This window comes from Luteimonas salinilitoris (assembly GCF_041300785.1).
GTDB lineage: Bacteria > Pseudomonadota > Gammaproteobacteria > Xanthomonadales > Xanthomonadaceae > Luteimonas > Luteimonas salinilitoris.
The window spans coordinates 107,452-133,394 of the sequence record NZ_JBFWIB010000010.1 but is presented as its reverse complement, the minus strand read 5'-3'; the positions used below and the strand labels follow the sequence as shown (position 1 = coordinate 133,394).

Sequence of the window (25,943 nt, the reverse complement as noted above, 5' to 3'; positions counted from 1 at the left end):
CGCCCGTCCGGGTCCGGGAATCCGATCGATGTCACAGGATAAGCCATTGAACACCGCCATCAACGCCGCAACGGCCGCCGCGCCGGACGACCACCGCGACCGCATCGCGCAACTCGGGGACATCGCGCAGCGCATGCTGGCGCTCGCCCGCGCCGGCGGCGCCTCGCAGGCCGAGGTGTCGTGCTCGGAGGAGCGCGGCCTCAACGTCGGCGTGCGCATGGGCGAGGTGGAGACGGTGGAGGCCACCCGCGACCGCGGCATCGGCCTGACCGTGTACTTCGGCCGCCGCAAGGGCAGCGCCAGCACCGCCGACCTGCGCGAGGAGAGCCTGCGCGCCACGGTCGAACAAGCCTGCGCGATCGCCCGGTTCACCGAGGAGGACCCCGCCGCCGGCCTGGCCGACGCCGCGCTGATGGCGACCGAGATCCGCGATTTCGATACCTGGCACCCGTGGCCGCTCGACGCCGAGCGCGCGGCCGCGCTGGCGTTGGCCTGCGAGAGCGCCGGCCGCGAACACGACGCTCGCATCGGCAATTCCGACGGCGCATCGGTCGGCAGCGGCGAATCGCTGGGCGTCTACGCCAATACGCACGGGTTCTCCGGCGCCAGCCGCGATACCCGGCACAGCATCGGCTGCGGACTGATCGCCGGCAGCGGCGAGGCGATGCAGCGTGACGGCTGGTACAGCACCGCGCTGGCCGAACAGGACCTGGAGTCGCCGGCGGCGATCGGCCGCAAGGCGGCGCGGCGGGCGCTGGCGCGGCTGGATCCGCGCCCGATCCCGACCGGCGAGCACCCGGTGCTGTTCTCGGCCGAGATGGCGCGCTCGCTGATCGGGCACCTGCTCGGCGCGGTGTCCGGCGGCGCGCTGTACCGGCGCGCGAGCTTCCTGCTCGACAGCGCCGGCGAGCGGATCTTCCCGTCCTGGTTCGAGATCCGCGAGCGTCCGCTGCTGCCGAGCGGCTTCCGTTCCAGCAGCTTCGACGACGAGGGCGTGGTGACGCGGGATTCGGCGCTGGTCGAGGACGGCGTGCTGCAGCGCTACCTGCTCGGCAGCTATTCGGCGCGCAAGCTCGGCCTGCAGTCGACCGGCAACGCCGGCGGCGTGCACAACCTCGATGTCGCCGCCAATGCCGGTGGCTTCGAGGAACTGCTGCGCACCATGGGCCGCGGCCTGGTGGTGACGGAGCTGATGGGGCAGGGCGTGAACACGGTCACAGGCGATTATTCGCGCGGCGCTTCCGGGTTCTGGGTGGAGCGCGGCGAGATCGTGCACGCGGTGGACGGCATCACCGTCGCCGGCAATCTCAGGGCCATGTTCCATGACATCCAGGCCGTCGGCAGCGACATCGATCCGCGTTCGCACGTGCGCACCGGCTCGATCCTGGTCGGCCGGATGACCGTCGCCGGCGGCGATTGACGTAAGCTTGACCGATGGAGCATCGCTCCGCGGCCGCCGGGATCGCGCCTGCCGTCCGGCCTGCATGCAACGGCGCACTGGGGGTAGTCATGACCGATCCACATGAAAGCACGCCACCGCCACCGCCACCGCCACCGCCACCGCCACCGCCACCGCCACCGCCACCGCCACCGCCACCGCCACCGCCACCGCCACCGCCCGAGAACAGCAGCGGCATCAGCGCAGAACAGCGGCAGTGGGCGATGTTCGCGCACCTGTCGGCACTGTTGGGGGGCCTGCTCACCGGCTGGGCGGGCGGCATCGGCTGTTTCCTGGGCCCGCTGGTCATCTGGCTGCTGAAGCGGGAGACCATGCCCTTCGTCGACGACCAGGCCAAGGAAGCGTTGAATTTCAACATCACCCTGGCCGGGCTGTTCCTGATCCTGTTCCTGCTGGGTCTCCTGACCCTGGGCATCGGCTTCATCATCGCCATTCCGATCATGCTGATCGTCGGCGTCACCGCGCTGGTGTTCATCGTCATTGCCGCGATCAAGTCCAACGAGGGCGTCGCCTACCGCTACCCGATCGCGCTGCGCCTGATCAAGTGATCCGGGCCGCGATCGGCTCGGCGATGCGCCGGAGCCGCTGCTGCGGCCCGCCCGGGCAGCGTCTAGGCCATCGGTTGGCTTGCGGGCGCGGCGGCGGCCCCCATCATCGAAGGACCGGACGGTTTCCGGGAGGAGTCGAACGATGGAATACACCGTGCAAACGGCATCCCCCACCAACAGCGAACGGCAGTGGGCCGCCGCGGCGCACCTGACGGCATTGGTACTGGCGCTGCTGACCAGCTGGCTGGTGGGCGTGGCCGGCGTGGTCGGCGCCGGCATCGTCTATCTGCTCAAGCGCGACGACTCGGCCTTTGTCGCCGAGCATGCGCGCGAGGCGGTGAATTTCAACCTCAGCATGCTGATCTACGCCGGGCTGGCGCTCGCCGCGGGCATCGCGCTGGTCGGAGCCACGGTACTGACGCTGGGATTGGGAGCGATCCTGACCGTGCCGGCCGGCATCATGCTGCTGCTGCTGATGGCGGCGATCGCGCTGCTGTGGCTGATCTGCAGCATCGTCGCCACGATCAAGGCCTGGAACGGCGAGCCCTATCGCTATCCGCTGACGATCCGCCTGCTGAACTGAGGCGGCGGCTCAGCGGTCGCGCTCAAGCGCGAGCCGCCCCAGCGCCAGCAGCGCCGCGGCGTCGGTGCCGAAGGGTTCCAGCGCGGCATGCATGCCGTCACCGAGCGCTGCCAACCGGCGCCGCGACGCATCGATGCCCAGCAGCGCCGGGAAGGTGGCCTTGGCCTGCGCGACGTCCTTGCCGGCGGTCTTGCCGAGCGTGGCGCTGTCGCCTTCGACGTCCAGCAGGTCGTCGCGGATCTGGAAACCGAGCCCGAGCGCTTCGGCGTAGCGGTCCAGTTGCGCGAGTGCCGCCTCCCCGGCGCCGGCGGCGAGCGCGCCCAGCCGTACCGACGCGCGCAGCAGGGCGCCGGTCTTCATCGCATGCAGGCGCTCGAGGTCGGCGGGGGAAAAAAAGGGGTCAGAGTCATTTTTCGGATCGAGATCCTGAATCGACCCGGCATCTTCCTCCGAAAAATGACTCTGACCCCTTTTTCTCTTCCCGGTGGCGGCAAGGTCGCGCGCCTGGCCGCCGCACATGCCGTCGGCGCCGGCGGCGGTCGCCAGTTCGCGCAGCATGGCCACGCGCCGGCCGTCCGCGACCGGGGCGTCGGCCAGGGTCGAGAACGCCAGCGACTGCAGCGCGTCGCCGACCAGGATCGCGGTGGCCTCGTCGAAGGCGACGTGCACGGTCGGTCGGCCGCGACGCAATGCGTCGTCGTCCATCGCCGGCAGGTCGTCGTGCACCAGCGAATAGGCGTGGACCAGTTCCACCGCAGCGGCGGGGGCGTCCAGCAATGCATCGTCGGCGCCGAACGCGCGGCCGCTGGCATAGACCAGCAGCGGCCGCATGCGCTTGCCGCCCAGCAGCACGGCGTGACGCATCGCCGCCAGCAAGCGCGGCTCGCCGTGTTCGATCGAATCGAGCGCGCGCGCGAGCGCCGCGTCGGCGCGCGTGCGCCAGGCGTCCAGCTGCGGCGACACGTCGCGCGACGCGACCGGGTCAGGCATCGCCCGCCGCGTCCGGAAACGGTTCGGCGGTTTCCGGGCGCTCCGGATCGCTGAGCAGCTTCACCCGCAGCTCCGCCTGCTCCAGCGCCTGCTGGCAGCGGCGGTAGAGGCCAACGCCGCGCTCGTACGCGGCCAGCGAATCCTCCAGGCTCATCTCGCCCTGTTCCATCTTCTCGACCAGCTGCTCGAGCTGGTCCAGTGACTGCTCGAAGTCGGCGACCGGGGCGGGATCGGGGGCGGGTTTGCGTGCCATGTCGCCAGTTTACCGGAACCCCGCGCAGGGGCGCTCGACGCACGCAAGCGGATCCGTCCGTGACCACAGCAGGCGCTGCCGCCGTGCGCGCAGCCAGGCGTCGAAGCGGTCCGAGTGGACCAGGTCGCCGGCGGCGAACAGTTCGTCGTCGGCATCCGTCAGCAGTGGCAACCGTTCGCGCACCCACGGCGGTACACCGAGGGTCTGCAACACTTGCTTGAGCGCATGCGAATGCCCGCGTCCCGGCAGCCGGATGCGCTCGCCGCCGCGGCGCGCACGCACGATCAGCGGCGCGCGGTACGCCTCCGACGCCGGGACCGCATCGAGGGCATCGCCGGGTTCGACCCGCTCGGGGCCGACCAGCGCCAGTGTGTCTCCAGTCGGCAGCCGCAACGGCATGCGCCCGTCCCAGGCGGTGTGGAAATCCGCCGGCAGCGGTGCCCGTTGCCGCTCGGCATGCAGCAGGTCGCGCCAGCGACGCACCACGGCACCCGACCAGGCGAACGCCGGCGATCCGTCCGTCGCCGTGCCCTGCAGCAGGTCCGCCTCGATCCGGGCGATCCCCTGCGCCGGCAGCGGCGGCAGCGCAAGCATGTCGATCCAGCGCCGCAGCACGCGCGCGCGGCGTGCTTCGGGAAACCTCCGCAGCCCGGCGACGTCGAGCGCCTGCCGATCGACCGTGCGCACGGCGGCGAGCGCGGCCGCGTCCCCGTCGTCGAGCAGCGCCGCGGCCTCGGCGCCGAGCAGGGCGCTGCGCGCCAGTCCGGCCTCTGCCTGCGGCCAGCGCTCGCGCAACAGTGGCAGGATGCGATGGCGCAGGAAGTTGCGGTCCGGTTCGACGCCGGCGTTGCTCGGATCCTCGATCCACTGCAGGCCATGCTGCCGTGCGTGGTCCAGCAGGCGCTCGCGCGGCGCATCGAGCAGCGGCCGCCACAGCCAGCCTTGGCCATGGCGCCGCCAGGGCCGCATCGCCGCCAGGCCATCGACGCCGGACGCGCGCAGCGCCCGCAGCAGGAAGGTCTCGGCCTGGTCGTCGCGGTGGTGCGCGAGCGCCAGAACCTCGCCGGGCCGGAGCTCCGCCTCGAACGCGGCGTGGCGCGCCGCGCGCGCGGCCGCTTCCGGGCCGGTCCCGGCATCGGCGCGCACGCTGACACGGGCGATGCGCAGCGGCACGCCGAGCGCCTCGCAGATGCCCCGGCAGTGGGCGGCCCATGCGTCGGCGTCCGGCTGCAGCCCATGATGGACATGGATCGCACGCAGGTCGTGATCGCGCCCGGCCCGGCTCGCGAGCAGCCAATGCAGCAGCACGGTGGAATCGAGGCCGCCGCTGTAGCCGATCAGCAGCGGACGCGCGCCGGCCATGTGCGCGTATCGCGATGACAGCGTTGGAAGGGAGGCCTGATGCATCACATGCCGCGGTGGAAACGGTCGCGGAGCCGCAGGATCCGGCTCCGCGACACGGGTTGGCTTACTCGGTCTCGATCCGGATGCCGCCGACGACGCCGGCCGCCAGGTTGTAGATGAACGCCTGGATCAGGCCGCCGATGAATCCGAAGATGCCGTAGAGGACCGGCAGGATGACCAGGCTGGCGACGCCGCCGCCGATCGCGAGAAGACCGCCGTTGCCGCCCTGGTCGCCCATCATCCCGCCGAGAAGGCCTCCGAAGAGCAGAAACAGCAGCGCCGCGATCAGGCCGATCGCCGCGGCGATGATGCCGGAGATCTTGGCTGCCGAAAGCACACCGATTTGCTTGATGATCATGCGTGATTCTCCCCGATGCCGGCCAGTTGCCGGCGGACCGATGGTAGTCCCGGTGGTCCCGGGGGGCTAGGGCCTGCTCGGGAAGCGTTAGCAGGCCCTAGGGCCTGCTCGGGGAGCGTTGACGGGCCCTGATCGCAGGCAGGCGCGGGGTGGTATCAGCCCAGTTGGCGCTTTGCGATGTCGATCCATTCGCGCTGTTCGCGCCGATAGTGTTCGGGCGAGATGCTTGCCCGCTTGAGCGTTTCCCCGAAGAGTGCGTCGGCTTTCGCTGCGTCGCCTTGCGTTCTCAGCAACATGGCATAGCGGATGCGCGCCTCTTCGCCCGTGGACCCCGGCAGCAATGCTTCGTATTCGTGTATCGCAGCCTCGATATCGCCTTCGGCTTCGACCGCGCGCGCATAAAGCAGATGCCCCTCCCTGGAGCGGAAGTCCGGATTCGCGGCGATCAGCTCGTCCAATGTCTTCCTGCTTTCGCCCGGCTGGCCGAGCGCGAACTGCGCTTTCGCCAGGCCCAGCATGAGGTCGGGATCGGTCTTGTACAGACCGTTGAGCGAGGAACCGTACAGCTCCACGGCCTGCTGGTAATCGCCGGAGAGGAAGCTCTGCTCTGCGAGCCTGCGGCGATTGTCCAGCGTATCGGCCATCTCCAGCTGCCGGCTCGCATGGCGTTTCTGCCGCTCCGGGTCGATCCGGTCGTGGACGCGGCGTGCGACGCGATGTGCACCGCGGCTGTTGCGCGTGTCCGGCAGCACCTCGGCGAGCAGATAGATCGCGACGGCGATGTACGATCCGATCAGCAGGATGAAGATCCAGTACATCGGGCGTCCGGTACGGACGACATGCACGGCGCAGGCGACCTGCAGCAGGATCGAGAGCAGCAGGATCGGGCTCATATCGACGCTCCTTGTCGTGATGGTGGCGCGTTCCGCGACGATGACTTCGGCAGGATCGATTATACCGCTTCGTACGCTCCGTAGCCGCGCAGCCTCCGGTAGCGTCGTTCCAGCAGCTCCTCGGCCGGGATGTCCTGGAGCGTGTCGAGCTCGTTGAGCAGCACTGCCTTCAGTCGCGTGGCGGTCTGCTTCGGGTTGCGGTGGGCGCCGCCGATCGGCTCGCGTACCAGCTTGTCGATCAGGCCGAGTTCGAGCAGGCGCTTGGCGGTCAGCCCGAGCTGCTCGGCGGCGTCGCGCTTCTTCGCGGCGTCCTTCCACAGGATCGAGGCGCAGCCTTCGGGCGAGATCACCGAATAGGTGCTGTACTCGAGCATCAGCGTGCGGTCGCCGACGCCGATCGCCAGCGCGCCGCCGGAACCGCCTTCGCCGATCACGGTGCAGATCACCGGGATCTTCAGTTCGGCCATCTCCAGCAGGTTGCGGGCAATGGCCTCGGACTGGCCCCGCTCCTCGGCGCCGATGCCGGGGTAGGCGCCCGGCGTGTCGATGAAGGTCAGCAGCGGCAGCCGGAAGCGCTCGGCCAGCTTCATCAGGCGCAGCGCCTTGCGGTAGCCTTCCGGGCGCGGCATGCCGAAGTTGCGGCGTACCTTGGCCTTGGTGTCGCGACCCTTCTCGTGGCCGATGATCATTACGCTGCGGCCGTCGATGCGGCCGAGGCCGCCGACGATCGCGGCGTCGTCGGAGAAGGCGCGATCGCCGGCCAGTTCCTCGAACTCGTCGCACATCACCCGGATGTAGTCGTAGGTGTACGGGCGCGCTGGATGGCGCGCCAGCTGCGACACCTGCCACGGGCTGAGGTCGCGGAAGATCTGCGCGGTGCGCCTGCGCAGCTTGTCCTGCAGCGCGTGGATCTCGGCATCGATGTTGACGGCGGGGCCGGTGCTGGCCTGGCGCAGTTCCTGGATCTTGCCTTCCAGGTCGGCGATGGGCTGTTCGAAATCGAGGTAATTCGGGTTCATCGGCGTCCGTCGGGCCGGAAAGTGGCACAGTCTAGCCGAAGGCGAATTGCGTCCCCGTACCGGCGGGTAGGGCGGGCGGGCGCTTTCCCGACTCCCGATTCCCGGCCCTCACCACGGCCGCTGCAGCGCCAGCTTCACGCCACGCACGCCGGGGTGCGTTCGCAGCTGGCCGACCAGGTCGGCATCCACGCGCACGCTCTGGGTGCCGTTGAGTTCGAGCGTCCCGGCGGCGCCCTGGGCCAGCAGCAGGTCGTAGCGCAGCGGCGTCTCCCCCGGGCGGTGCGGGTCGAGCAGGCGCTCGATGCGTTCGAGCAGGCCCGGCACGCGCAGGTCCAGGCGCAGCCACAGCCGCCGCGCGATCTGCGGGCACAACTGCCGGAAATCCCAGCAACGGCGCGCCCGCAGGGCGAAGCCGCCGCTGAATTCGTCCTCGCGCAGGCCGCCCTCGACGATCAGGATGCGGTCGCGGGTGAGCAGCGGCGCGTACTCCTGCAGGGCTTCGGCAAAGAACGCGCATTCGAGACGGCCGCGGCCGTCCTCCAGCTGCACGAAGGCCTGCGCGTCGCCGCGCTTGCGCATCGCCGTGACCAGGCCGGCGACGATCGTGTTGACCTCGGGCCGCCAGCTGCCGCGCGATTCCTCCGGCCGCGCCGCCCAGACCGCGTCGAGCTGGCCGAGGTCGTGCCCGACGAGGATCTGCAGCTCCTCGCGGTAGGGGTCGATCGGGTGGCCGCTGAGGTAATGGCCGAGGGTCTCGCGCTCGCCGGACAGGATCTGCGCCAGCGGCCACGGATCGGTTTCGGGCAGTTCGATCTTCAACGCCGGCGCGGCGTCGCCGCCGCCGAACAGCGACACTTGCCCGGCCTCGCGTTCGCGCGCGAGCTGGTCGCAGGCCTTGATCACTTCCGGCAGCTGCAGCATCAGCGAAGCGCGATGGCTGCCCAGCGCGTCCAGTGCGCCGGACTGGATCAGCGCCTCGAGGGTACGGCGGTTGAGCTTCGACGAACCGACGCGCCGGCAGAAATCCAGCAGGTCCACGTAGGGACCGCCACGCGCGCGTTCGTCGGCGATCGCCTCGCAGGCGCCGCGGCCGACGCCCTTCAGCGCGCCCAGTCCGTAGCGGATGGTGCCGGCGTCCATTGCTTCGAACATGTACGTCGACGCATTGACGTCAGGCGGCATGACGTCGAGTCCGCGCGCGCGCGCTTCCTCCAGGAAGCCGACCACCTTGTCGGTGTTGTCCATGTCGCTGGACAGCACCGCGGCCATGAACTCGGCCGGGTAGTGCACCTTCAGCCAGGCGGTCTGGTAGGCGACCAGCGCGTAGGCGGCCGAGTGCGACTTGTTGAAGCCGTACTCGGCGAACTTCTCCATCAGGTCGAAGATCTGGGTGGCGGTGCGCGGATCGACGCCGCGTTCGGCGGCGCCGGCCTCGAACTTGGCGCGCTCCTTGGCCATCTCCTCGGGCTTTTTCTTGCCCATCGCGCGTCGCAGCAGGTCGGCGCCGCCGAGCGAATAGCCGGCCAGCTCCTGGGCGATCTGCATCACCTGTTCCTGGTACACGATGACGCCGTAGGTCGGCTTGAGCACCGCTTCCAGCGCCGGGTGCGGATAGCTCACCTCGGTGTTGCCGTGCTTGCGATCGACCCACTCGCGGTCCATTCCCGAGCCCAGCGGACCGGGACGGAACAGCGCGGCGAGCGCGATGATGTCCTCGAAGGTGTCGGGCCGGGCGCGCTTGAGCAGCTCGCGCATGCCGCGCGACTCGAACTGGAACACCGCGACGGTTTCGCCGCGCGCGAACAGTTCGTAGGTGGCCTTGTCGTCGAGCGGCAAGGCGGTGATGTCGAGGAAAGGCCGGGAATGGGGAATGGGGAATGGGGAATCGTCAGAAGCAGGGGCACTGCTTTTCCCAATCCCGATTCCCGATTCCCGATTCCCGTTGATCGCCTTCACCGCCCAATCGATGATCGTGAGCGTGCGCAGGCCGAGGAAGTCGAACTTCACCAGGCCGACCGATTCCACGTCGTCCTTGTCGAACTGCGTGACCGGCTGCCTGCCGCGGCCATCGCCGTCGTGCTCGGCGAACAGCGGGCAGAAGTCCGACAGCGGGCTCGGCGCGATCACCACGCCGCCGGCGTGCTTGCCGGCGTTGCGGGTCAGGTCCTCGAGCTGCAGGGCGAGGTCGATCAGGTCGCGGACGTCGTCCTCGTCCTGGTAGCGCTGGATCAGCTCGGCCGAGCGCATGTTCTCGTCCTTGCGCGAGCGCTCGGTGCGGCCCAGCGCATCGGACAGCGAGATGCCGAGCACCAGCGGCACCAGCTTGGCGATGCCGTCGACGAACCCGTACGGATAGCCGAGCACGCGCCCGACGTCGCGCACCACCGCCTTCGCCGCCATGGTGCCGTAGGTGATGATCTGGCTGACGCGGTCGCGGCCGTACCTGGCCGACACGTAGTCGATCACCTCGTCGCGGCGGTCCATGCAGAAGTCGATGTCGAAGTCGGGCATCGACACGCGTTCGGGATTGAGGAATCGCTCGAACAGCAGGTCGTACGGCAGCGGGTCGAGATCGGTGATGCCCAGCGCCCAGGCGACCAGCGAGCCGGCGCCGGAGCCGCGACCCGGCCCCACCGGGATGCCGTGCCGCTTGGCCCAGTTGATGAAGTCGGCCACGATCAGGAAGTAGCCGGGAAACCCCATCGAGATGATCACCCCGAGCTCCGTCTCCAGGCGCTCGAAGTAGCTTTCGCGGGTGTGGCCTGCGGCCAGCGGCTGCTTCGCCAGCCGTGCCTCGAGGCCGTCGCGGGCTTCCTTGCGGATCCAGCTCTCCAGCGTGTGGTCGTCCGGAACCGGGAATGCCGGCAGGTAGTACTTGCCCAGGCTCAGCTCGAAGTTGCAGCGCTGCGCCAGCGCCACGGTGTTGTCGAGCGCGTCGGGCAGATCGGAGAACAGTTCCGCCATCTCCTCGGCGGACTTCAGGTACTGCTGCGGGCTGTAATCGCGCGGCCGCCGCGGATCCTCGAGTACCCGGCCGGAGGCGATGCACACGCGCGCCTCGTGGGCGTCGAAGCCCTCGGCGTCCAGGAAGCGCACGTCGTTGCTGGCGATCACCGGAAGCGCGCGCACGGCGGCGGCATGCAGGGCGAAATCGTTGAATTGCGTCTCGCCGTCGCGGCCGCAGCGGGTCAGCTCCAGGTGCAGGCGGTCGTCGAACGCGGCCTGCCAGTCGCCGAGCCACTGCAGCGCCTGCTCATGGCGCCCCGCGGCCGCCAGTCGCCCGGCCTCGCTGTGGCGTCCGAACAGGGCGAACAGGTCGCCGGATTCGTCGCGCAGCCACTGCGGCCGCACCACCACGCCGTCCTGGCGCTGGCCTTCCATCCAGGCGCGGGTCAGCAGCCGCGACAGGCCGAGGTAGCCGTCGCGGTTGCGGCACAGCAGGGTGACCGGCCAGGCGGTTTCGTCGCCGTCGGCGACCATCACGTCGGCGCCTGCGATCGGCTTCAGTCCGGCGGCCTCGGCCTTGCTGTGGAAGTCCACCAACGCGAACAGGTTGTTGCGGTCGGTGATCGCCGCCGCGGGCTGGCCGAGCGCAGCGCAACGCGCGACCAGCTGCGGAATGCGGATCGTCGAATCGACCAGCGAATACTCGCTGTGCAGGTGGAGATGAACGAAGCGTGTGGACACCGACAGCAGAGTAGGTCCCGGCCCGGGCGACGACAAGGCTTGACACCGGGGAGATCGCGCGACCGGTGCCATGACGGCATCGGACAGCAAAAGGGCCGCCCCTTGCGGGCGGCCCGGGAGTGGCCGTGGAGCCCACCCGGCGCAGACGCCGGGCGCCGTTCAGCAGACGCGGAATCCCCGCGACGCGGCCGATGGCAGGTAGCTGCGGCGGCCCACCTTGCGGCAGTGCGCGATCCATGCCGACTCGGCCCGGTGTGCCTGGCTCCAGTCCTGGCGGCTGAAGGTGAATTCCGACTCGCCGCAGCCGCGCAGTTCGGCCTCGATCCGGCGCACCCGGCAGTAGTCGAGGTAGTCGCGCACCTCGCCGGCCAGCTGCGGCCAGGCGGCCTCGACGACGAGGGCGTCGTCCAGGCGGCCCAACCGCGGCAGGTCGTCGGGAATCAGGTCGCGATCGCCGCGCAGGTACTCGACGACCAGGCGGGCGGGCGCGACCGCGTCGTCGGCCGGCTGCCAGCCCGGATCGGCGAGCATCAGGTTGATCGCCGTGGCGCGACGCATGCGCTTGACGATCCAGTCGGGCGCCAGTTCGGGATTGCGCTGCGGCGTCAGCCTGCGGGCCGCGGAGGCGAGCTGGTCCGGGTCCACGGGCGGTGCGTGCAACCGCGCCAGCAACCGGTTGAAGTCCTGCAGGGCGCCGGGGTCGATCAGGTGGTTGCCCACCCGGCGCCGGCGCGAAGGGTGGGTGGGCGCCTGCGGCTGCGGGCTCGCCGGGGAGGGGATCGGATTGGTAGATGTGGCGTTCATGGCATGTCCTCGCTGGTGGTGGGCGTCGCAGGGGTGCGGCGCATGGCCAGATTCGGGCCTGCATTGCGTTGGGTCATGAAGGTATTGCGAGGCTCGTGTGAGCGAACACCGAGGGAACGGTGATTCCGTGAGGGTATGCCGATGGTCCTCAGCGAAGCGGGCGGCGCTGCCGGGTCGGGACACTACCGGTTTGGCGACATCGTGGTCGACGAGGCCGCACGCAGCCTGCTGCGCGCGGGCGTCGTGCAGCCGCTCGAGCCCAAGGCCTTCACCGTGTTGCTGGCCCTGCTGCGGCGCCCGGGCGAGCTGATCGGGCGCGATGCGCTGCTGGATGCGGCCTGGGGCCATCGCCACGTCACCCCGGGCGTGCTGACCCGGGCGATCGCGCAACTGCGCAGCGCGCTCGGCGACGACCCGCAGCAACCGCGCTACATCCAGACGCGGCATGCGCTGGGTTATTGCTTCATTGGAGCCTTGGAGTCGAACGCGACCGTTGTGCTGTCGACGGCGTCGGGCCCTGCGCCGGCGCCCGCCGGGTCGGCTGGCGCAGATCGCGGTTCTCCGGGTGCCGCCGCACAGCCGCAGCGTGCTCCCGAACCGACCGCGTTGGTGCCCGCACCCTCACAGCGCTGGTCGCGCCGCACGTGGGCCCTGGCCGCCGCCCTGGCAGCTGCAGTTGCCCTGGGGATGCTGGTCTGGAGCCAATGGCAACCCCGGGGGCAGGCAGAGGCTTCGATCGCGATTCTTCCCTTCACTAATCTTGGTGCCGGCGGCGATGACGACTACTTCGCCGAGGGCCTCGCAGTCGAGCTGCATGATGCGCTGACGGGCGTGCGCGGACTCAAGGTGGCTGCACAAATGTCGCCAGCGGCTGCGCGCTCGTCGGATGCCAGGGAACTGGGGAAACTGCTCGGCGTCGCCACGGTGTTGGATGCCAGCGTGCGCCGCGACGGTCGACGTCTTCGGATCAACGCGCGGCTATCCGATTGCGCCACCGGGTTCACGCTGTGGAGCCGCAGCTACGATCGCGAACTCTCGGACGTGTTTGCCACCCAGAAGGAGATCGCGCTCGATGTCGTGCGGTCGCTGTCGAAGGTGCTGCCCTCCGAAGAGAAGGCGCTGTCGGAGCGGTTGATGCCGACCCGCAATCTGGCAGCGTTCGACGCGTACCTCAGGGGCCTGCAGCGGCTGCGGCGCAGCGAGAACGCGGAGGACGTGGCGCACGCGGTCTCGCTGTTCGAGCAGGCGCTGGCCGAGGATCGCGGCCTTGCCGCCGCGCAGGCGGGCATCTGCCGCTCCGAGCTGTGGCGGTTCAGCAATCTACGTGAGGCCGCCGCGCTCGATCGTGCCGCCGACGCCTGCCTGCAATCCGAGGCGATGGCACCCGGCTGGCGGCGGATCGATCTGCTGATCGGCGACATCCATCGCCACCGGGGCGAACTGGTGCAGGCCCGCGAGCGCTACGACAGGGCGCGTTCGGATCCCGGCTTGCTGGCCGATGTGCTGTTGGGCGAAGGTGCGCTGCACGCCGCGCAGGGGGATACCGAGCAGGCGCTCGCCGCGTTCGAGGCCGCACGCGTGGCGCGCCCGGGGGATGGCGGCATCATCGGCAGGATCGGTTTCCAGCAGTTCCGGGCAGGGCGCCTGCAGGAAGCGATCGCCTCCTACGGCGAAGCGGCGCGCCTACGCCCGGACGATGCCGGGCTGTGGGCCAGCCTGGGCGGAATCTACCTGAACGTCGGCCGCAACGAGGAAGCGCTGGAGGCATTCGAGCGTTCGCTGGCGATCGAGCCCACTGCATTGGCCTACTACAACCGCGGCGTGCTGCTGTTCTACCTGGGGGATTACGCCGCGGCGGCGACATCGCTTCACAGTGCACTGCGACTGGAGAGCGGCGATTTCAGGACCTGGGGCGCGCTGGGGGCGGCATTGCTGGCGGATGCATCGACTGCCGCGGCAGCGGCCGAGCCGTTCCGGCGCGCGCGCGAACTGGCCGTGGATTTCCTGCGGGTCGATTCCGGCGATGCGTTTGCGCATGCCTCCCATGGCTGGTACAGCGCGGTGCTCGGCGACGCACAGTCGGCCCGCGGAAGCGCACTGGCGGCCGAAGCGATCGACCAGGCGACCGGAGAGGTCTCGCTGCTGAACGCGCAAACCTTCACCCTGGTTGGCAACCGCGATGACGTGGCGCTGCGGTTGCAGCGCGCCCGCGTCGCCGGCGTGGCCGAAAGCCGCATCAGCAACAACCCGTTCGTAGGCGATCCGGCGTTCGTGGCGCCGCTGCGCGCGGCCGGCCGGCCGGCCGGCGCGGCGATCGCCTCCGTATCCCCCGTTGGACAATCCACCCAGGAGAAAAACGATGATGTTCCTGATTGAGGTCGAAATGAACGCAAGCGGCAACGCCGTCGTGAACCTGCCGTTGATCACCCTGCAGGCGTTCGACGAGGTGATCTGGTTTTCCCAGCCGCGGAATGGTCGACCGTTTCAGGTGGTGCTGGAGAAAATCAGCGATCCGGACGCACCGGGAATCCGCGGATTGCTTGAGGGGACGGTCAAGCAGAGCCAAGTGGGGGGAACGGCAAAGCGGCAGGTCGCGGCGGCGCTCAAGTCGCTGCCGGTGCAGGCGGTCCGCTTCCAGGGGGACTCATCCGAGCATGGCGGAGCGAAGCTGGGCTACAGGATCCTGCCTACCGGGTCCAAGCCGACGCCGGATGCGCCCTACACGGGCGTGATCGCGATGGAGTTGCTTGCAGGCACGAGCGGCGGCGTGCAGGAGCCGACCAGGTAGCAGGAAGCCACGGCACCCGAAGCGGCCGGCTCGGCGACGGCGCGGAACGGCCTAAGGTGCCGGACCGAAAGTGCAGTGACTTCCGGTTCATGGCACCAGCGCCCAGCAGAGCACCTCAGGCTTCGGAAGCGGCCGACAAGTCCGGCAGTCCGGGTACGTCGGCGAACATGCCGCCCTGCGCGGCCGCCTGTACCGGCGCAAAACTACGCCGGTGCTCGGGGCAGGGCCCAAGGCGCTGCAGGGCCTCCAGGTGCAGCAGTGTGGAATAGCCCTTGTGCAGGTCGAAGCGATAGCCGGGATGGCGCGCGTGCAGCGCGAGCATCGCGCGGTCGCGGGCGACCTTGGCGAGGATCGAGGCGGCCATGATCGACCGCTCGCGCCCGTCTCCGCCGATCAGGGCCTCGGCCGAGCAGGGCAGGTCCGGTGGCAGGCAGTTGCCGTCGATGCGCGCCAGGCAGCCTTGCGGATCGCCGATCGTCTCCAGCACGCCTTCCAGCGCACGGCGCATGCCGAGCAGGGTCGCCTGCAGGATGTTGATGCGGTCGATCTCGGCCGGTTCGATGAACACGATCCGCCATGCCAGCGCGCGGTCGACGATGCGCGCGTACAGCGCCTCGCGCCGCGCCGCCGTCAGTTGCTTGGAATCGTCGAGGCCGTTGATGCGCGGGCGCGACGGATCGAATACCACCGCGGCCACCGCCACGGGTCCGGCCAACGGCCCGCGTCCGGCCTCGTCGATGCCGGCGATCAGCGTGCTCATGGGCGTGCGACCAGCGTTTCGACCACGTCGGCGGCGCGCGCCGAGGCGTCGCGGCGCAGGGTGGTGTGGATCGCGCGAAAGCGCGGCTCCAGCGCGGCGACGGCCTCCGGGTCGCGCAGCCAGCCGAGCACCGCGGCGGCAAGGTTCTCCGCGGTGCAGTCGTCCTGCATCAGCTCCGGCACCAGGTCCTCGCCGGCCAGCACGTTGGGCAGGGCGTAGCGCCCGATCTTGAGCAGGCCCAGCCCTTTCACCAGCGCGTGCGTGCCGCGCGCGACCCGGTAGCCGACCACCATCGGCCGCTTGGCCAGCATCGCCTCCAGCGTGGCGGTACCGGAGGCGAGCAGCACGACATCGGCGGCGACCATGGCCTCGCGCGCCTGGCCGTCGATCAGCTTCACTGCGTCCGCGGACAGTGGCGATGCGGCGACCAGCGTTTCCAGCGCCTCGCGACAGCGCTCGTCGGCGGCCGGCACCAGGATCCGCAGGCCGGGAATCTCGCGCGCGACCAGCGCGGCGGCTTCGAGGAAGATGGCGCCGAGCTTTGCGATCTCGCCCAGCCGCGAGCCCGGCAGCACCGCCAGCAGCGGTCCGTTGCGGGGCAGGTCGAGCAGTGCGCGTGCGCCACGGCGGTCGGGATCGAGCGGCATCGTGTCGGCCAGCGGATGGCCGACGAAGCGCGCGTCGACGCCGTACTCGGCGTAGATCGCCGGCTCCATCGGGAACAGGCACAGCACGCGCTCGGCGCTGCGGCCGATCTTGCGTGCGCGGCCGCGCCTCCAGGCCCAGATCGAGGGGCTGACGTAGTGTGCCGTGCGCACGCCGCGTTGCCGCAGCATCCGCTCGAGCCCGAGATTGAAGTCCGGTGCGTCGACGCCGATGAAGGCATCGGGCCGCCAGGCGAGGATGCGTCGGCGCAGCGCATTGCGCAGCGCCAGCAGCCGCGGCAGGTGCGAAAGCACTTCGCTCAGCCCCATGACCGCGAGTTCGGAAACGTCGTGCCAGGCATCGAGGCCGGCGCGACGCATCGCGCCGCCGCCGATGCCGGCGAAAATCGCGGTGGGATGGCGTTCGCGCAGTTCGCGGATCAGGCCGGCACCGAGCTGGTCGCCCGAGGCCTCGCCGGCGACGAGCACGAAGCGCGGGCCGGCACCGGGGCGGGCGGCAGGGGTGTCGGGGGAAAGAGGCGTCGCCACTGCCGTCGAAGGATTCGATTCGCTGTTCACGGCTCGGCGGTCACCGTGCTCCCGGGGAGATTCATCTTAGCAAGGGACGCTGGCCCGACTCGATGAATTCCAGCATCCCGCGCACGTCTTCGCTGTCCTGCGCCAGCTCCGCCAGGCGTGCCCGCGCCTGATCGAGGTTGCCGCCGGACATGTACAGGGCGCGGTAGGCGCGCTTGATCGCCGCCGTGCGCGCGGCGTCGAAGCCCCGCCGCTTCAGCCCTTCGCTGTTGATCCCGCGCGGACGGCCGTAGCCTTCCTGCGCCACCATCACGAACGGCGGCACGTCGCCGTTGACGAAGGCGCCCATGCCGATGAAGGCGTGGGCGCCGATGCGGCAGAACTGGTGGACGCCGACGAAGCCACTGAGGATCACGTGGTCGCCGACCTCGACATGCCCGGCCAGGGTGGCGTTGTTGGAGAACACGCAATGGCTGCCGATGCGGCAGTCGTGGGCGACGTGGGTGTAGGCCAGCAGCCAGTTGTCGTCGCCGATGCGGGTGCAGCCGCCGCCCTCGCCGGTGCCGCGGTTGATGGTGACGAACTCGCGGATCGTATTGCGGTCGCCGATCGCCAGCTCCACGCGCTCGCCGCCGAACTTCTTGTCCTGCGGATCGCCGCCGATCGCGGCATGCCCGTGGATGCGGTTGTCGCGGCCGATCCGGGTCGGTCCGGTGATGCTGCAGTGCGGACCGATCGTGGTGCCGTCTCCGATCTCGACGTCCGCGCCGATCAGGCTGAAGGCGCCGATCGTGACGCCTTCGCCGAGCCGGGCCGAGGGATCCACGACCGCGGTGGCGTGGAGCGATGCGGCCGTCTCCATCTCAGCCCTGCACCTCGGCGCAGAGGATCTCGGCGCAGGCGACTTCCCGCCCGTCGACGCGCGCCGAGCCGGCGTAGAGGGTCATGTTGCGGATCGCGCGCCGGATTTCGACCTCCAGTTCGAGCCGGTCGCCCGGCACCACCATGCGCGAGAACCTGGCCTTGTCCACCTTGACCAGGTACGACAGGCGACCGGTGCAGTCCATGTCCTTGCTGAGGTGGCTGAGGACGCCGCCGGCCTGCGCCAGCGCCTCGATCACCAGCACGCCGGGCATCACCGGCTTGCCCGGGAAATGGCCCTGGAAGAACTGTTCGTTGGCCGAGACGTTCTTGTAGCAGAGCACGCGGCGGTTGCGCTCGAATTCGACGACGCGGTCGACCAGCAGGAACGGATACCGATGCGGCAACAGGTGCTGGATGCCGGTGATGTCGATCGGCAGCGATGGTCCCTGGCTCATTCCTTATCCTTCTCGCGGGCAATGACGCGGCGCGCGAGCGCGTCGAGTTGTCGAAAACGTGCCGCATTCCTGCGCCATTCGCGCCGTTCCATCACCGGCATGGCGGAAGAGTACTCCCCCGGCTCGCGGATCGACTGCGAGACCATGCTCATCGCGGTGATCACGACCCGGTCGCAGATCTCCAGGTGGCCGGCGATCCCGGCGGCGCCGGCGATCATGCAGTAGCGGCCGATCCTGGCGCTGCCGGCCACGCCCACGCAGCCTGCCATCGCGGTATGCGCGCCGATGTGCACGTTGTGTGCGATCTGGATCAGATTGTCCAGGCGCACGTCCTCCTCCAGCACCGTGTCCTCGATCGCGCCGCGGTCGATGGTGGTGTTGGCGCCGATCTCGCAGTCGTCGCCCACGCGCACGCCGCCCAGTTGCGGCACGTTGATCCAGTGCCCGGCCTCCATCGCCAGGCCGAAGCCGTCGGCGCCGAGCACCGCGCCGGGATGGATCCGCACCCGCGCGCCGAGGCGCACGCGCGCGACCAGGGTGACCCGGGCCACCAGCTCGCAGTCGCGGCCGACCTCGCAGTCCTCGCCGACGACGCAGCCAGGTCCGACGATCGCGCCCGCGGCGATGCGGCTGCGCGGGCCGATGCAGGCAAGCGGACCGATCTGCGCGCCGGCGTCCACCGTCGCCGACGGGTCGACCACCGCGCTGACGTGGATCCCGGGCGACGCCACCGGGCGCGGCGCGAACAGCGCCGCCGCCCTGGCATAGGCGACATAGGGGTCGTCCGCCAGCAGCGCGGTGCCGCGGAACCCTTCCGCTTCCGCGGCGCGCATCACCACCGCGCCTGCGCGCGCGTCCTCGAGCTGCGCGCGATAGCGCGGGTTGGCGAGAAACGCGAGCTGGCCGGGGCCCGCCCCTGTCAGGCTGCCGACGCCGTGCAGGCGAACGCCGGGATCGCCGCGCAGCGGCAGCCCGAGGCGTTCCGCCAGTTCGGCGGCGGTGATGGGGTTTTGGTGATCCATTGCAGAACTGATCGCCGGCGCGCCTTCAGAACGCGCCGCCGAAGGTGAACTGCAGCCGTTCGACCTCGTCGCCCTCGCGGATCAGGTCGCCCGAGCCGCCCCGCACCGTATCCTGCTTGCGCAGCGGATAGGCATAGCTGATCGAGATCGGGCCCACCGGCGCCCGCCACATCAGGGCGACGCCGGCGGAGATGCGCAGTTCCTTGGCCTCGAACGCATCGAGGTCGCTGTAGACGTTGCCGAAGTCGACGAACGCGGACACGCGCGCGGCCGGCGAGTCGAGCAGGGTCGGGAAGTACATCTCCAGCGAACCGACCGTCTTCAGCGATCCGCCCAGCGGCTGCAGGAAGGTGCTGTTGCCGGCTGCCTCGCGCGGGCCGAGGGTGTTGTCGCGGAAGCCGCGGACCGAGCGGGTGCCGCCGGCGTAGAAGTTCTCGTAGAACGGCAGGCCGCTGGCGGTGACCGTGTCCACGAAGTCCGGCGAGGAGGGGTCGCAGGGATCCGAGGGATCCGCACCGGGAACCCAGACCGGCGGAGTCTCAGGGTCGTTGTCGTGATCTTCCTGGACGGGATTGTTGAAGCAGATGTTGCGCGTGACGTCGCTGCCGTAGCTGTCGCCATAGCCGATCTCGGCGCGGGTGTTGAGCACCAGCGCGCGGGTGATCGGCCAGTACTTGGAGAACTCGTAGTTGAGCTTGTAGTACTCGGCGGTCGAGCCGGGCAGGGTGATCTCGGCGGAAACGCGCTGGTAGGTGCCGCGGGTCGGCTGCAGGAAGTCATTGCGGGTGTCGCGGGCGTAGCCGACCTCGGTACGCCAGGCGTGGAAGGTGCGCTGGTTGAAGGCGTCGATGTAGTTGACGATCGAGTCCGGCGTCGAGCCGCGAAAGGTGAAGATCTCGTTGCGGTCGATGCCGAACAGCAGCGAGAAGCTGTCGTGTTCGGTGATCGGAATGCCGAGCACGGCCTGGCTCGCCGCATTGGTCGAGGAGTACTGGGCGGTGTTGAAGTCGGAGTTGTCGAACTCGCGCCACCACAGGTTGTAGCCGAGCGACAGCCCGTCGTCGGTGAAGTACGGGTTGAGGTAGGAGAACGCGTAGCGTTGCAGGTAGCTGTTGCGGCTGGCTTCGACCGAGACCCGGTTGCCGCTGCCGAGGAAGTTGTTCTGCGACAGCTGCACCGAGGTGGTGATGCCGGACAGCTGCGAATAGCCGAGGCCGAACACGAAGCTGCCGGAGGTGGTTTCGGTGACGTTGAAGACGACATCGACCTCGTCGTTGCTGCCGGGCACCGGCTCGGTCTCGACGTTGACGCTGCCGGACTCGAAGTAACCCAGCCGCTGCAGCCGTACCTTGGAGCGGTCGACCGCCGCCTGCGAGTACCAGCTGCCCTCGAACTGGCGCATCTCGCGCCGCAGCACCTCGTCGGAGGTGCGGGTGTTGCCCTTGAACACGACCCGGCGCACGTTCACGCGCGGCCCCGGCACCACCTGCATGTCGATCGCCACGGTGCGGTTCTCGCGGTCGACCTCGGGAATCGGGTTGACCTGGGCGAAGGCGTAGCCGATGTTGCTCAGGGTGGCGATGATGGCGTCGGAGCTGAGCTCGAGCAGCGCCCGCGAGAAGGTCTGGCCCTCGCGCAGGAACACGCGCTGCTCGATCTGCTCCTTCGGCAGGATCGTGTCGCCGCTGACCTCGACGCCCGAGACCTGGTAGATCTCGCCCTCGCTGATTCCGGCGGTGATGTACATGTCGCGCTTGTCGGGGCTGATCGCGACCTGGATGCCATCCTCGCTGAAGTCGAGGTGGCCGCGGTCCAGGTAGAAGTTCTGCAGCTTCTCGCGGTCGCCGTCGAGCTTCTCGCGCGAGTACTGGTCGTCGCGCCTGTACCAGCTGAGCCAGTTGCTCTCGGCCGACTCCCAGCCCGCCCTCACGTCCTCTTCCTCGTACAGCTCGTTGCCGACGATGTTGATGTGGCGGATCTTGGCCGCCTTGCCCTCGTCGACGGCGATGGTGACGTCGACGCGGTTGCGGTCCAGGCGCGAGACGGTCGGGGTGATCTCGACGTTGTACTTGCCGCGATTGTTGTACTGCCGGGTGAGTTCCTGGGTGACGCGGTCCAGGGCCAGGCGATCGAAGGTGTCGCCCTCGGACAGGCCGATCTCCGACAGGCCCTTCATCAGGTCCTCGGTCTGGATGTCCTTGTTGCCGGTGAGCGTGAGCTTGTTGATCGCCGGGCGTTCGGTGACGGTGACCACCAGGATGTCGCCCTGGCGGCCGATCTGCACGTCCTCGAAGAAGCCGGTGCGGTACAGCTCGCGGATCGCCTCGCCCACGCGCGACTGGTCGATCCGGTCGCCGCGCTCGATCGGAAGGTAGGTGAACACCGTACCGGCGCCGATGCGCTGCAGGCCGTCGACACGGATGTCGCCGACGACGAAGCTGCTGGCGGTGGACGGACCCGATGGCGGCGGCGGTGCTACGTCCGTCTGGGCCCAGGCGGGGGCGGCGATGGCCACGGTCAGGGCGAGGGCGAGCAGGCGGCGGCTTGGAGTTCGCGTCATCTAGTGCGTCCGTTTGGGAGGTTCTCGCCGTCGCGCGGACGCGAGGACGGGGTTCGGGCGGTCATCGGTACAGCAATTGCAGGATGTCGTTGTAGAACGCCAGCCCCATCAGGCTGGCCAGTAGCGCCAGCCCCACATATTGCCCGGCGACCATGGCACGTTCGCTTAACGGACTGCCCTTGACCAACTCGATAAGGTAATACAGGAGATGCCCGCCATCCAAGAGCGGGATCGGCAACAGGTTGAGGATCGCCAGGCTCAGCGACAGCAGCGCGAGAATGGTGAGATACCAGGCGGGGCCCTGCTGCGCGTATGCATTCGCGGCGCGGGCGATGGTGATCGGCCCGGCGACGGTGTTCTCGACCGAGACCCGGCCGCTGAAGGCGCGGCCGATCATGCCGAACAGTTGCCCCGTGAGATGCGCGGTTTCGCGCAGCGCCGCGGGCACGGCGGCGGCGGGACCGTAGCGTTGCAGCGCGTCGCGTGGCGGCGGATCGCCGCGCTGCGGCTGGATCCCGAGTGCCCAGAACTCGCCGCGCTCGGGATCCTCGGTCAGGCGCGGAACGATCTCCAGCGCCAGGCGGTCGCCGTCGCGCTCCACCTCGATCATGCCGCTGCCGCCGCTGTCGCCCAGGGCCTGGATCAATGGGCCGATCTGGTCGAACGTGTCGGTGCGGATGCCGTCCACGGCGGTGATCCGGTCGCCTTCGGCGAGGACCCCCCAGGCGGCGCTGTCCGGCAGCACGCGGCCCACCACGGCCGGCACCAGCGCATGGCGCGGAGCCAGGCCGATGGCGGACAACAGCTGCTTGTCGTCCAGCTCGTCCGATAGCTGCGACAGCGCCAGGGTGCGCCGTTCGCTGTCGCCGCCGGCGTCGCGCACGCGCAGTTCCACGTCGCTGCGGTCCAGCGCCGCCGGCAGCAGGGCGAGTTGCAGTTCGTTCCAGGTCGGCGTTTCACGGTCGCCGACCGCCTCGATGGTGTCGCCCCGTTGCAGGCCGGCCTCGGCGGCGATGCGCTCGGCATGGCCGACCACCGGCGCGTAGTCGGGCCGGCCGATCACGAACATCCCCCACAGCAGGGCCACGCACAGGATCAGGTTGGCGGCGGGGCCCGCGGCGACGATCGCCATCCGCCGCCAGACCGGCTTGCGGTTGAAGGCCTGCGACAGCTGCTCCGGCGGCACCGGGGCGCCATCGCGCTCGTCCAGCATCTTCACGTAGCCGCCCAGGGGCAGCGCCGCGAGCACGTACTCGGTCCCGTCGCGGCCGCGCCGCGACCACAGCGCCTTGCCGAAGCCCACCGAAAAGCGCAGCACCTTGACCCCGTTGCGGCGGGCGACCCAGTAGTGCCCGAATTCGTGGAAGGTCACCAGCACGCCGAGGCTGACGATCAGCCACCAAACCGAACCGAGGAAGGTCATCATTCAGGCAGGCTCATGCGGATGCGGATCCGTGGAAGGGCAGGGTCGAGCCGGCGAAGCGGCGGGCCGCCGCGTCGGCGGCGCGCAACTCGTCCAGCGAGGTCGCCGCGGCCGCGGGCAGGGCCGACAGGGTATCCGCGACCAGGGCGGGAATGTCGAGGAAACCGATCCGGCCCTGAAGGAAGGCTGAAACCGCGACCTCGTTGGCCGCATTCAGGGTGGCCGGGGCGGTGCCGCCGGCCAGCAGCGCCTGCCGCGCCAGGCGCAGGCAGGGGAAGGTGTCCGGATCCGGCGGCTCGAAGTCGAGGCGTCCGTGTGCCAGCAGGTCGAGCCCGGCGACGCCGGAGGCGATCCGCTGCGGCCAGCCCAGGCCCACCGCCAGCGCGGTGCGCATGTCCGGCAGGCCCAGCTGCGCCAGCGTGGAGCCGTCATCGAACTCGACCAGCGAGTGCACCAGGCTCTGCGGATGCACCAGCACGTCGATGCGTGCATCGGGCAGGCCGAACAGGTGGTGGGCCTCGATCACTTCCAGGCCCTTGTTCATCAGCGTCGCCGAGTCGACCGAGATCTTCGGGCCCATGGACCATTTGGGATGGGCGACGGCCTGGGCGGGGGTGACTCCGGCCAGATCCGCGCGCTTGCGCCCGCGAAACGGTCCGCCCGATGCGGTCAGCACGACCCGGCGCACGCCTGCGTCGACGCGGCCGTCGCGCAGGCACTGGAAGATCGCGTTGTGCTCGCTGTCGATCGGGATGAGGGTCGCGCCGGCGGCGCGCGCCACCGCGGTGAGCAGTTCGCCGGCGAGCACCAGCGATTCCTTGTTGGCCAGCAGCAGGCGCTTGCCGGCGCGGGCCGCGGCCAGGGTGGAATCGAGGCCGGCGGCGCCGACGATCGCGGCGACCACGGTGTCGCAGGCGTCGCCTGCGGCCAGTTCCTCCAGTGCCCGTGCGCCGGCGTGGGGCTGGGTCGGCAGGCCGGCCTCGCGCAGACCGTCGCGCAGCGCCTCGAAGCGGCTTTCGTCGGCGATGACGGCGTGGTCCGGACGGTGCAGGCGGCACAGCGCGACCAGCGCCTCGACATTGCAGCCGGCGGCCAGCACTCCGGCGCGCAGCCGCTGCGGGTGCCGGGCGATCACGTCCAGCGCCGAGGTCCCGATCGAACCGGTGGCGCCGAGCACGGCGACAGTGCGGAGCTCGCTCATGCCAGCGATCCCGCGACGGGCGGCGCTGTCGGGCGGGCGGCGACGCGACGCGCCATCAGAAACCCAGCCAGATCTGGCCGAGGGCGAACACCGGAAGCGCGGCGAGCACGCTGTCGATGCGGTCGAGCAGGCCGCCGTGGCCGGGAATCATCGTGCCGGAGTCCTTGGCGCCGACGTGGCGCTTGAGCAGGCTCTCGTACAGGTCGCCGACCACCGAGAACAGGATCGCCAGCAGCGCGACCAGGGCGACCAGCGGCAGCTGCGCCAGTTCGGCGCCGGCCAGCGGCGCGGCCAGCACCGCCAGCAGGACGCCCGCGACCACCCCCCCTGCCAGGCCCTCGACGGTCTTGTTGGGACTGATGTTCGGCGCCAGCTTGTGCCTGCCGAAGCGGCGGCCGGCGAAATAGGCGCCGCTGTCCGCCGCCCAGATCATCGCCAGCGCGATCAGCAGCCAGCGATGGCCGTAGGGCTGGCCGGCGTGGATCAGCGCCAGCGCGCACCAGGCCGGGATCACGCTGGCGGTGGCGGCGGCCAGCTTGATCACGCGGGCGTGCGTGTCGTGATCGGACGCGAAGCCGGAATGGCGCAGCCACAGCATGGCCAGCAGCCACCAGATCACGCCGACGACGGTGAGCAGCTTGAACAGCACCAGCGAGCCGCTGCTGTCGGTGGACGAGGCCCAGACCAGCGCCACCATCAGCAGCAGGTTGGCCAGCAGCAGGATGCCGCGGGCCAGGCCGTCCTCGATCTCGGCCAGCCGGAACCATTCCCACAGGCCGGCGAGGAACAGCACGGCGCTCAGCGCCACGATCCACGGCGTTGACAACAGCAGCACGGCGGCGATCGCCACCGGGGCCATGATCAGCGAGGCCAGTACACGGGTCTTCGTCATGCGTGCGGGATGTCCGTCGTTGGATTTGAAGGCACGTCGACCTGATCGCTGGTCAGGCCGAAACGGCGTTCGCGCGCCGCGTAGTCGGCCAGGGCGCGCTGCAGGACGGCGGTGTCGAGTTCGGGCCACAGGGTTTCGGTGAACCACAACTCGGTGTAGGCGAGCTGCCAGAGCAGGAAATTGCTGATGCGCAGGTCGCCGCCGGTGCGGATGAACAGGTCCGGCGCCGGCAGGTCCGCCAGCGCCATGCGCGCGGCGACCGCGGACTCGTCGATGTCCTCGGGCCGCAGCCGGCCGGCGGCGACGTCCTCGGCCAGCGCACGCGCGGCCTGGGTGATGTCCTGGCGGCCGCCGTAGCTGGCGGCGATGGTCAGTTGCAGGCGATCGTTGTCGCGGGTGCGGGTTTCGGCCGCGTCCATGCGCTCGCGAATCGCCTGGCCGAAGCGCTCGCGCTCGCCGATGAAGCGGATGCGCACCCGGCGCCGGTCGAGCTCCTCGACCTCGCGTTCGAGCGCATTGAGGAACAGCTTCATCAACGCGCCGACCTCGTCTTCGGGCCGACCCCAGTTCTCGCTGGAGAAGGCGAACAGCGTCAGGGCCCCGATGCCGCGCTCCAGGCAGAAGTCGATGCACAGGTTGACGGCGCGCGCGCCGGCGCGATGGCCGATCATGCGCGGACGCCTGCGGCGTGCGGCCCAGCGCCCGTTGCCGTCCATGATGACGGCGACGTGGCGCGGGATGGCGCCGGGATTCGTGATTCGTGATTCGTGATCCGCAGAGGCGGGCGTCTGCGGATCGC

23 protein-coding genes are annotated in these 25,943 nt (G+C 69.9%); 5 read left to right on the top strand and 18 right to left on the bottom strand.

The annotated features are described in order from the left end of the window. Positions 1–58 precede the first annotated feature (58 nt). From pmbA to AB5T46_RS15000, 3 genes are all read left to right on the top strand, one after another. Positions 59–1,420, top strand: coding sequence for a metalloprotease PmbA (pmbA, locus tag AB5T46_RS15010; RefSeq protein ID WP_370564865.1), 1,362 nt, complete (start codon positions 59–61; stop codon positions 1,418–1,420). A 242-nt stretch (positions 1,421–1,662) separates the two neighbouring features. Continuing rightward, positions 1,663–2,007 (top strand): DUF4870 domain-containing protein, encoded by a 345-nt coding sequence (locus AB5T46_RS15005; RefSeq protein WP_370564863.1) that lies wholly within the window; start codon positions 1,663–1,665, stop codon positions 2,005–2,007. Positions 2,008–2,149: 142 nt separating this feature from the next. Beyond that, positions 2,150–2,590 (top strand): DUF4870 domain-containing protein, encoded by a 441-nt coding sequence (locus AB5T46_RS15000; protein ID WP_370564828.1) that lies wholly within the window; start codon positions 2,150–2,152, stop codon positions 2,588–2,590. 9 nt (positions 2,591–2,599) lie between these two features. Here AB5T46_RS15000 and AB5T46_RS14995 read toward each other — a convergent pair whose 3' ends face one another. From AB5T46_RS14995 to AB5T46_RS14960, 8 genes are all read right to left on the bottom strand, one after another. Further along, a complete protein-coding gene (locus tag AB5T46_RS14995) occupies positions 2,600–3,580 on the bottom strand; it encodes a polyprenyl synthetase family protein (RefSeq protein ID WP_370564827.1) in 981 nt (326 codons plus the stop codon). Continuing rightward, on the bottom strand, positions 3,573–3,833 hold the full coding sequence (locus tag AB5T46_RS14990) for an exodeoxyribonuclease VII small subunit (RefSeq protein WP_370564826.1): 261 nt from the start codon (positions 3,831–3,833) through the stop codon (positions 3,573–3,575). Before AB5T46_RS14990 ends, AB5T46_RS14995 begins: the two co-directional genes overlap by 8 nt. Before the next feature lie 9 nt (positions 3,834–3,842). Continuing rightward, positions 3,843–5,195 carry a tRNA lysidine(34) synthetase TilS gene (gene tilS / locus AB5T46_RS14985; RefSeq protein ID WP_370564825.1) on the bottom strand — a complete coding sequence of 451 codons (1,353 nt, stop codon included), beginning with the start codon at positions 5,193–5,195 and terminating at the stop codon, positions 3,843–3,845. A gap of 106 nt (positions 5,196–5,301) precedes the next feature. Further along, the gene (locus tag AB5T46_RS14980) at positions 5,302–5,595 is read right to left on the bottom strand and encodes a hypothetical protein (RefSeq protein ID WP_370564824.1); all 294 of its coding nucleotides are present in this window, start codon (positions 5,593–5,595) and stop codon (positions 5,302–5,304) included. 155 nt (positions 5,596–5,750) lie between these two features. Then, positions 5,751–6,488 carry a tetratricopeptide repeat protein gene (locus AB5T46_RS14975; protein ID WP_370564823.1) on the bottom strand — a complete coding sequence of 246 codons (738 nt, stop codon included), beginning with the start codon at positions 6,486–6,488 and terminating at the stop codon, positions 5,751–5,753. Between the two features lie 59 nt (positions 6,489–6,547). After that, a complete protein-coding gene (locus AB5T46_RS14970) occupies positions 6,548–7,507 on the bottom strand; it encodes an acetyl-CoA carboxylase carboxyltransferase subunit alpha (protein WP_370564822.1) in 960 nt (319 codons plus the stop codon). Positions 7,508–7,615: 108 nt separating this feature from the next. After that, positions 7,616–11,194 (bottom strand): DNA polymerase III subunit alpha, encoded by a 3,579-nt coding sequence (dnaE, locus tag AB5T46_RS14965; protein WP_370564821.1) that lies wholly within the window; start codon positions 11,192–11,194, stop codon positions 7,616–7,618. Positions 11,195–11,353: 159 nt separating this feature from the next. After that, a complete protein-coding gene (locus AB5T46_RS14960) occupies positions 11,354–11,998 on the bottom strand; it encodes a YkvA family protein (protein WP_370564820.1) in 645 nt (214 codons plus the stop codon). A gap of 141 nt (positions 11,999–12,139) precedes the next feature. Here AB5T46_RS14960 and AB5T46_RS14955 point away from each other — a divergent pair, with 141 nt between their 5' ends. Together AB5T46_RS14955 and AB5T46_RS14950 are read left to right on the top strand one after the other, a co-directional pair. Next, the gene (locus AB5T46_RS14955; protein WP_370564819.1) at positions 12,140–14,374 is read left to right on the top strand and encodes a winged helix-turn-helix domain-containing tetratricopeptide repeat protein; all 2,235 of its coding nucleotides are present in this window, start codon (positions 12,140–12,142) and stop codon (positions 14,372–14,374) included. Beyond that, complete coding sequence (locus AB5T46_RS14950) at positions 14,358–14,786, top strand: hypothetical protein (RefSeq protein WP_370564818.1); 429 nt, start codon at positions 14,358–14,360, stop codon at positions 14,784–14,786. The genes AB5T46_RS14955 and AB5T46_RS14950 overlap by 17 nt, the downstream gene beginning before the upstream one ends. A 115-nt stretch (positions 14,787–14,901) precedes the next feature. Here the strand turns inward: AB5T46_RS14950 and AB5T46_RS14945 are convergent, their stop codons facing one another. From AB5T46_RS14945 to uppS, 10 genes are all read right to left on the bottom strand, one after another. Continuing rightward, positions 14,902–15,546 (bottom strand): ribonuclease HII, encoded by a 645-nt coding sequence (locus AB5T46_RS14945; RefSeq protein WP_370564817.1) that lies wholly within the window; start codon positions 15,544–15,546, stop codon positions 14,902–14,904. Beyond that, positions 15,543–16,769 carry a lipid-A-disaccharide synthase gene (gene lpxB / locus AB5T46_RS14940; protein ID WP_370564816.1) on the bottom strand — a complete coding sequence of 409 codons (1,227 nt, stop codon included), beginning with the start codon at positions 16,767–16,769 and terminating at the stop codon, positions 15,543–15,545. Before lpxB ends, AB5T46_RS14945 begins: the two co-directional genes overlap by 4 nt. 31 nt (positions 16,770–16,800) lie before the next feature. Further along, positions 16,801–17,589, bottom strand: a complete 789-nt coding sequence (gene lpxA, locus AB5T46_RS14935) for an acyl-ACP--UDP-N-acetylglucosamine O-acyltransferase (RefSeq protein ID WP_370564815.1) — start codon at positions 17,587–17,589, stop codon at positions 16,801–16,803. 1 nt (position 17,590) lies between these two features. Further along, positions 17,591–18,046 (bottom strand): 3-hydroxyacyl-ACP dehydratase FabZ, encoded by a 456-nt coding sequence (gene fabZ, locus AB5T46_RS14930; protein ID WP_370564814.1) that lies wholly within the window; start codon positions 18,044–18,046, stop codon positions 17,591–17,593. After that, entirely contained in the window at positions 18,043–19,068 is a 1,026-nt protein-coding gene (gene lpxD, locus AB5T46_RS14925; RefSeq protein ID WP_370564813.1) for a UDP-3-O-(3-hydroxymyristoyl)glucosamine N-acyltransferase, read from the bottom strand. Before lpxD ends, fabZ begins: the two co-directional genes overlap by 4 nt. 25 nt (positions 19,069–19,093) lie before the next feature. Beyond that, on the bottom strand, positions 19,094–21,628 hold the full coding sequence (bamA, locus tag AB5T46_RS14920) for an outer membrane protein assembly factor BamA (protein ID WP_370564812.1): 2,535 nt from the start codon (positions 21,626–21,628) through the stop codon (positions 19,094–19,096). A gap of 61 nt (positions 21,629–21,689) precedes the next feature. Next, positions 21,690–23,054: an RIP metalloprotease RseP gene (gene rseP / locus AB5T46_RS14915; RefSeq protein ID WP_370564811.1), complete on the bottom strand. Its 1,365-nt coding sequence runs from the start codon at positions 23,052–23,054 to the stop codon at positions 21,690–21,692. A gap of 10 nt (positions 23,055–23,064) precedes the next feature. Further along, complete coding sequence (gene dxr / locus AB5T46_RS14910; protein ID WP_370564862.1) at positions 23,065–24,261, bottom strand: 1-deoxy-D-xylulose-5-phosphate reductoisomerase; 1,197 nt, start codon at positions 24,259–24,261, stop codon at positions 23,065–23,067. 46 nt (positions 24,262–24,307) lie between these two features. Continuing rightward, the gene (locus AB5T46_RS14905; protein WP_370564810.1) at positions 24,308–25,144 is read right to left on the bottom strand and encodes a phosphatidate cytidylyltransferase; all 837 of its coding nucleotides are present in this window, start codon (positions 25,142–25,144) and stop codon (positions 24,308–24,310) included. Beyond that, positions 25,141–25,884, bottom strand: a complete 744-nt coding sequence (gene uppS, locus AB5T46_RS14900; RefSeq protein ID WP_370564861.1) for a polyprenyl diphosphate synthase — start codon at positions 25,882–25,884, stop codon at positions 25,141–25,143. Before uppS ends, AB5T46_RS14905 begins: the two co-directional genes overlap by 4 nt. Between the last annotated feature and the right edge of the window lie 59 nt (positions 25,885–25,943).

Excerpts from the sequence above, each read along its gene's own strand:
- AB5T46_RS15005 (WP_370564863.1), top strand. The coding sequence starts at position 1,663 with ATGTTCGCGCACCTGTCGGCACTGTTGGGGGGCCTGCTCACCGGCTGG.
- AB5T46_RS15000 (WP_370564828.1), top strand. The coding sequence starts at position 2,150 with ATGGAATACACCGTGCAAACGGCATCCCCCACCAACAGCGAACGGCAG.
- AB5T46_RS14995 (WP_370564827.1), bottom strand. The coding sequence starts at position 3,580 with ATGCCTGACCCGGTCGCGTCGCGCGACGTGTCGCCGCAGCTGGACGCC.
- AB5T46_RS14990 (WP_370564826.1), bottom strand. The coding sequence starts at position 3,833 with ATGGCACGCAAACCCGCCCCCGATCCCGCCCCGGTCGCCGACTTCGAG.
- tilS (WP_370564825.1), bottom strand. The coding sequence starts at position 5,195 with ATGGCCGGCGCGCGTCCGCTGCTGATCGGCTACAGCGGCGGCCTCGAT.
- AB5T46_RS14980 (WP_370564824.1), bottom strand. The coding sequence starts at position 5,595 with ATGATCATCAAGCAAATCGGTGTGCTTTCGGCAGCCAAGATCTCCGGC.
- AB5T46_RS14975 (WP_370564823.1), bottom strand. The coding sequence starts at position 6,488 with ATGAGCCCGATCCTGCTGCTCTCGATCCTGCTGCAGGTCGCCTGCGCC.
- AB5T46_RS14970 (WP_370564822.1), bottom strand. The coding sequence starts at position 7,507 with ATGAACCCGAATTACCTCGATTTCGAACAGCCCATCGCCGACCTGGAA.
- AB5T46_RS14960 (WP_370564820.1), bottom strand. The coding sequence starts at position 11,998 with ATGAACGCCACATCTACCAATCCGATCCCCTCCCCGGCGAGCCCGCAG.
- AB5T46_RS14955 (WP_370564819.1), top strand. The coding sequence starts at position 12,140 with ATGGTCCTCAGCGAAGCGGGCGGCGCTGCCGGGTCGGGACACTACCGG.
- AB5T46_RS14950 (WP_370564818.1), top strand. The coding sequence starts at position 14,358 with ATGATGTTCCTGATTGAGGTCGAAATGAACGCAAGCGGCAACGCCGTC.
- AB5T46_RS14945 (WP_370564817.1), bottom strand. The coding sequence starts at position 15,546 with ATGAGCACGCTGATCGCCGGCATCGACGAGGCCGGACGCGGGCCGTTG.
- lpxA (WP_370564815.1), bottom strand. The coding sequence starts at position 17,589 with ATGGAGACGGCCGCATCGCTCCACGCCACCGCGGTCGTGGATCCCTCG.
- fabZ (WP_370564814.1), bottom strand. The coding sequence starts at position 18,046 with ATGAGCCAGGGACCATCGCTGCCGATCGACATCACCGGCATCCAGCAC.
- lpxD (WP_370564813.1), bottom strand. The coding sequence starts at position 19,068 with ATGGATCACCAAAACCCCATCACCGCCGCCGAACTGGCGGAACGCCTC.
- bamA (WP_370564812.1), bottom strand. The coding sequence starts at position 21,628 with ATGACGCGAACTCCAAGCCGCCGCCTGCTCGCCCTCGCCCTGACCGTG.
- rseP (WP_370564811.1), bottom strand. The coding sequence starts at position 23,054 with ATGATGACCTTCCTCGGTTCGGTTTGGTGGCTGATCGTCAGCCTCGGC.
- AB5T46_RS14905 (WP_370564810.1), bottom strand. The coding sequence starts at position 25,144 with ATGACGAAGACCCGTGTACTGGCCTCGCTGATCATGGCCCCGGTGGCG.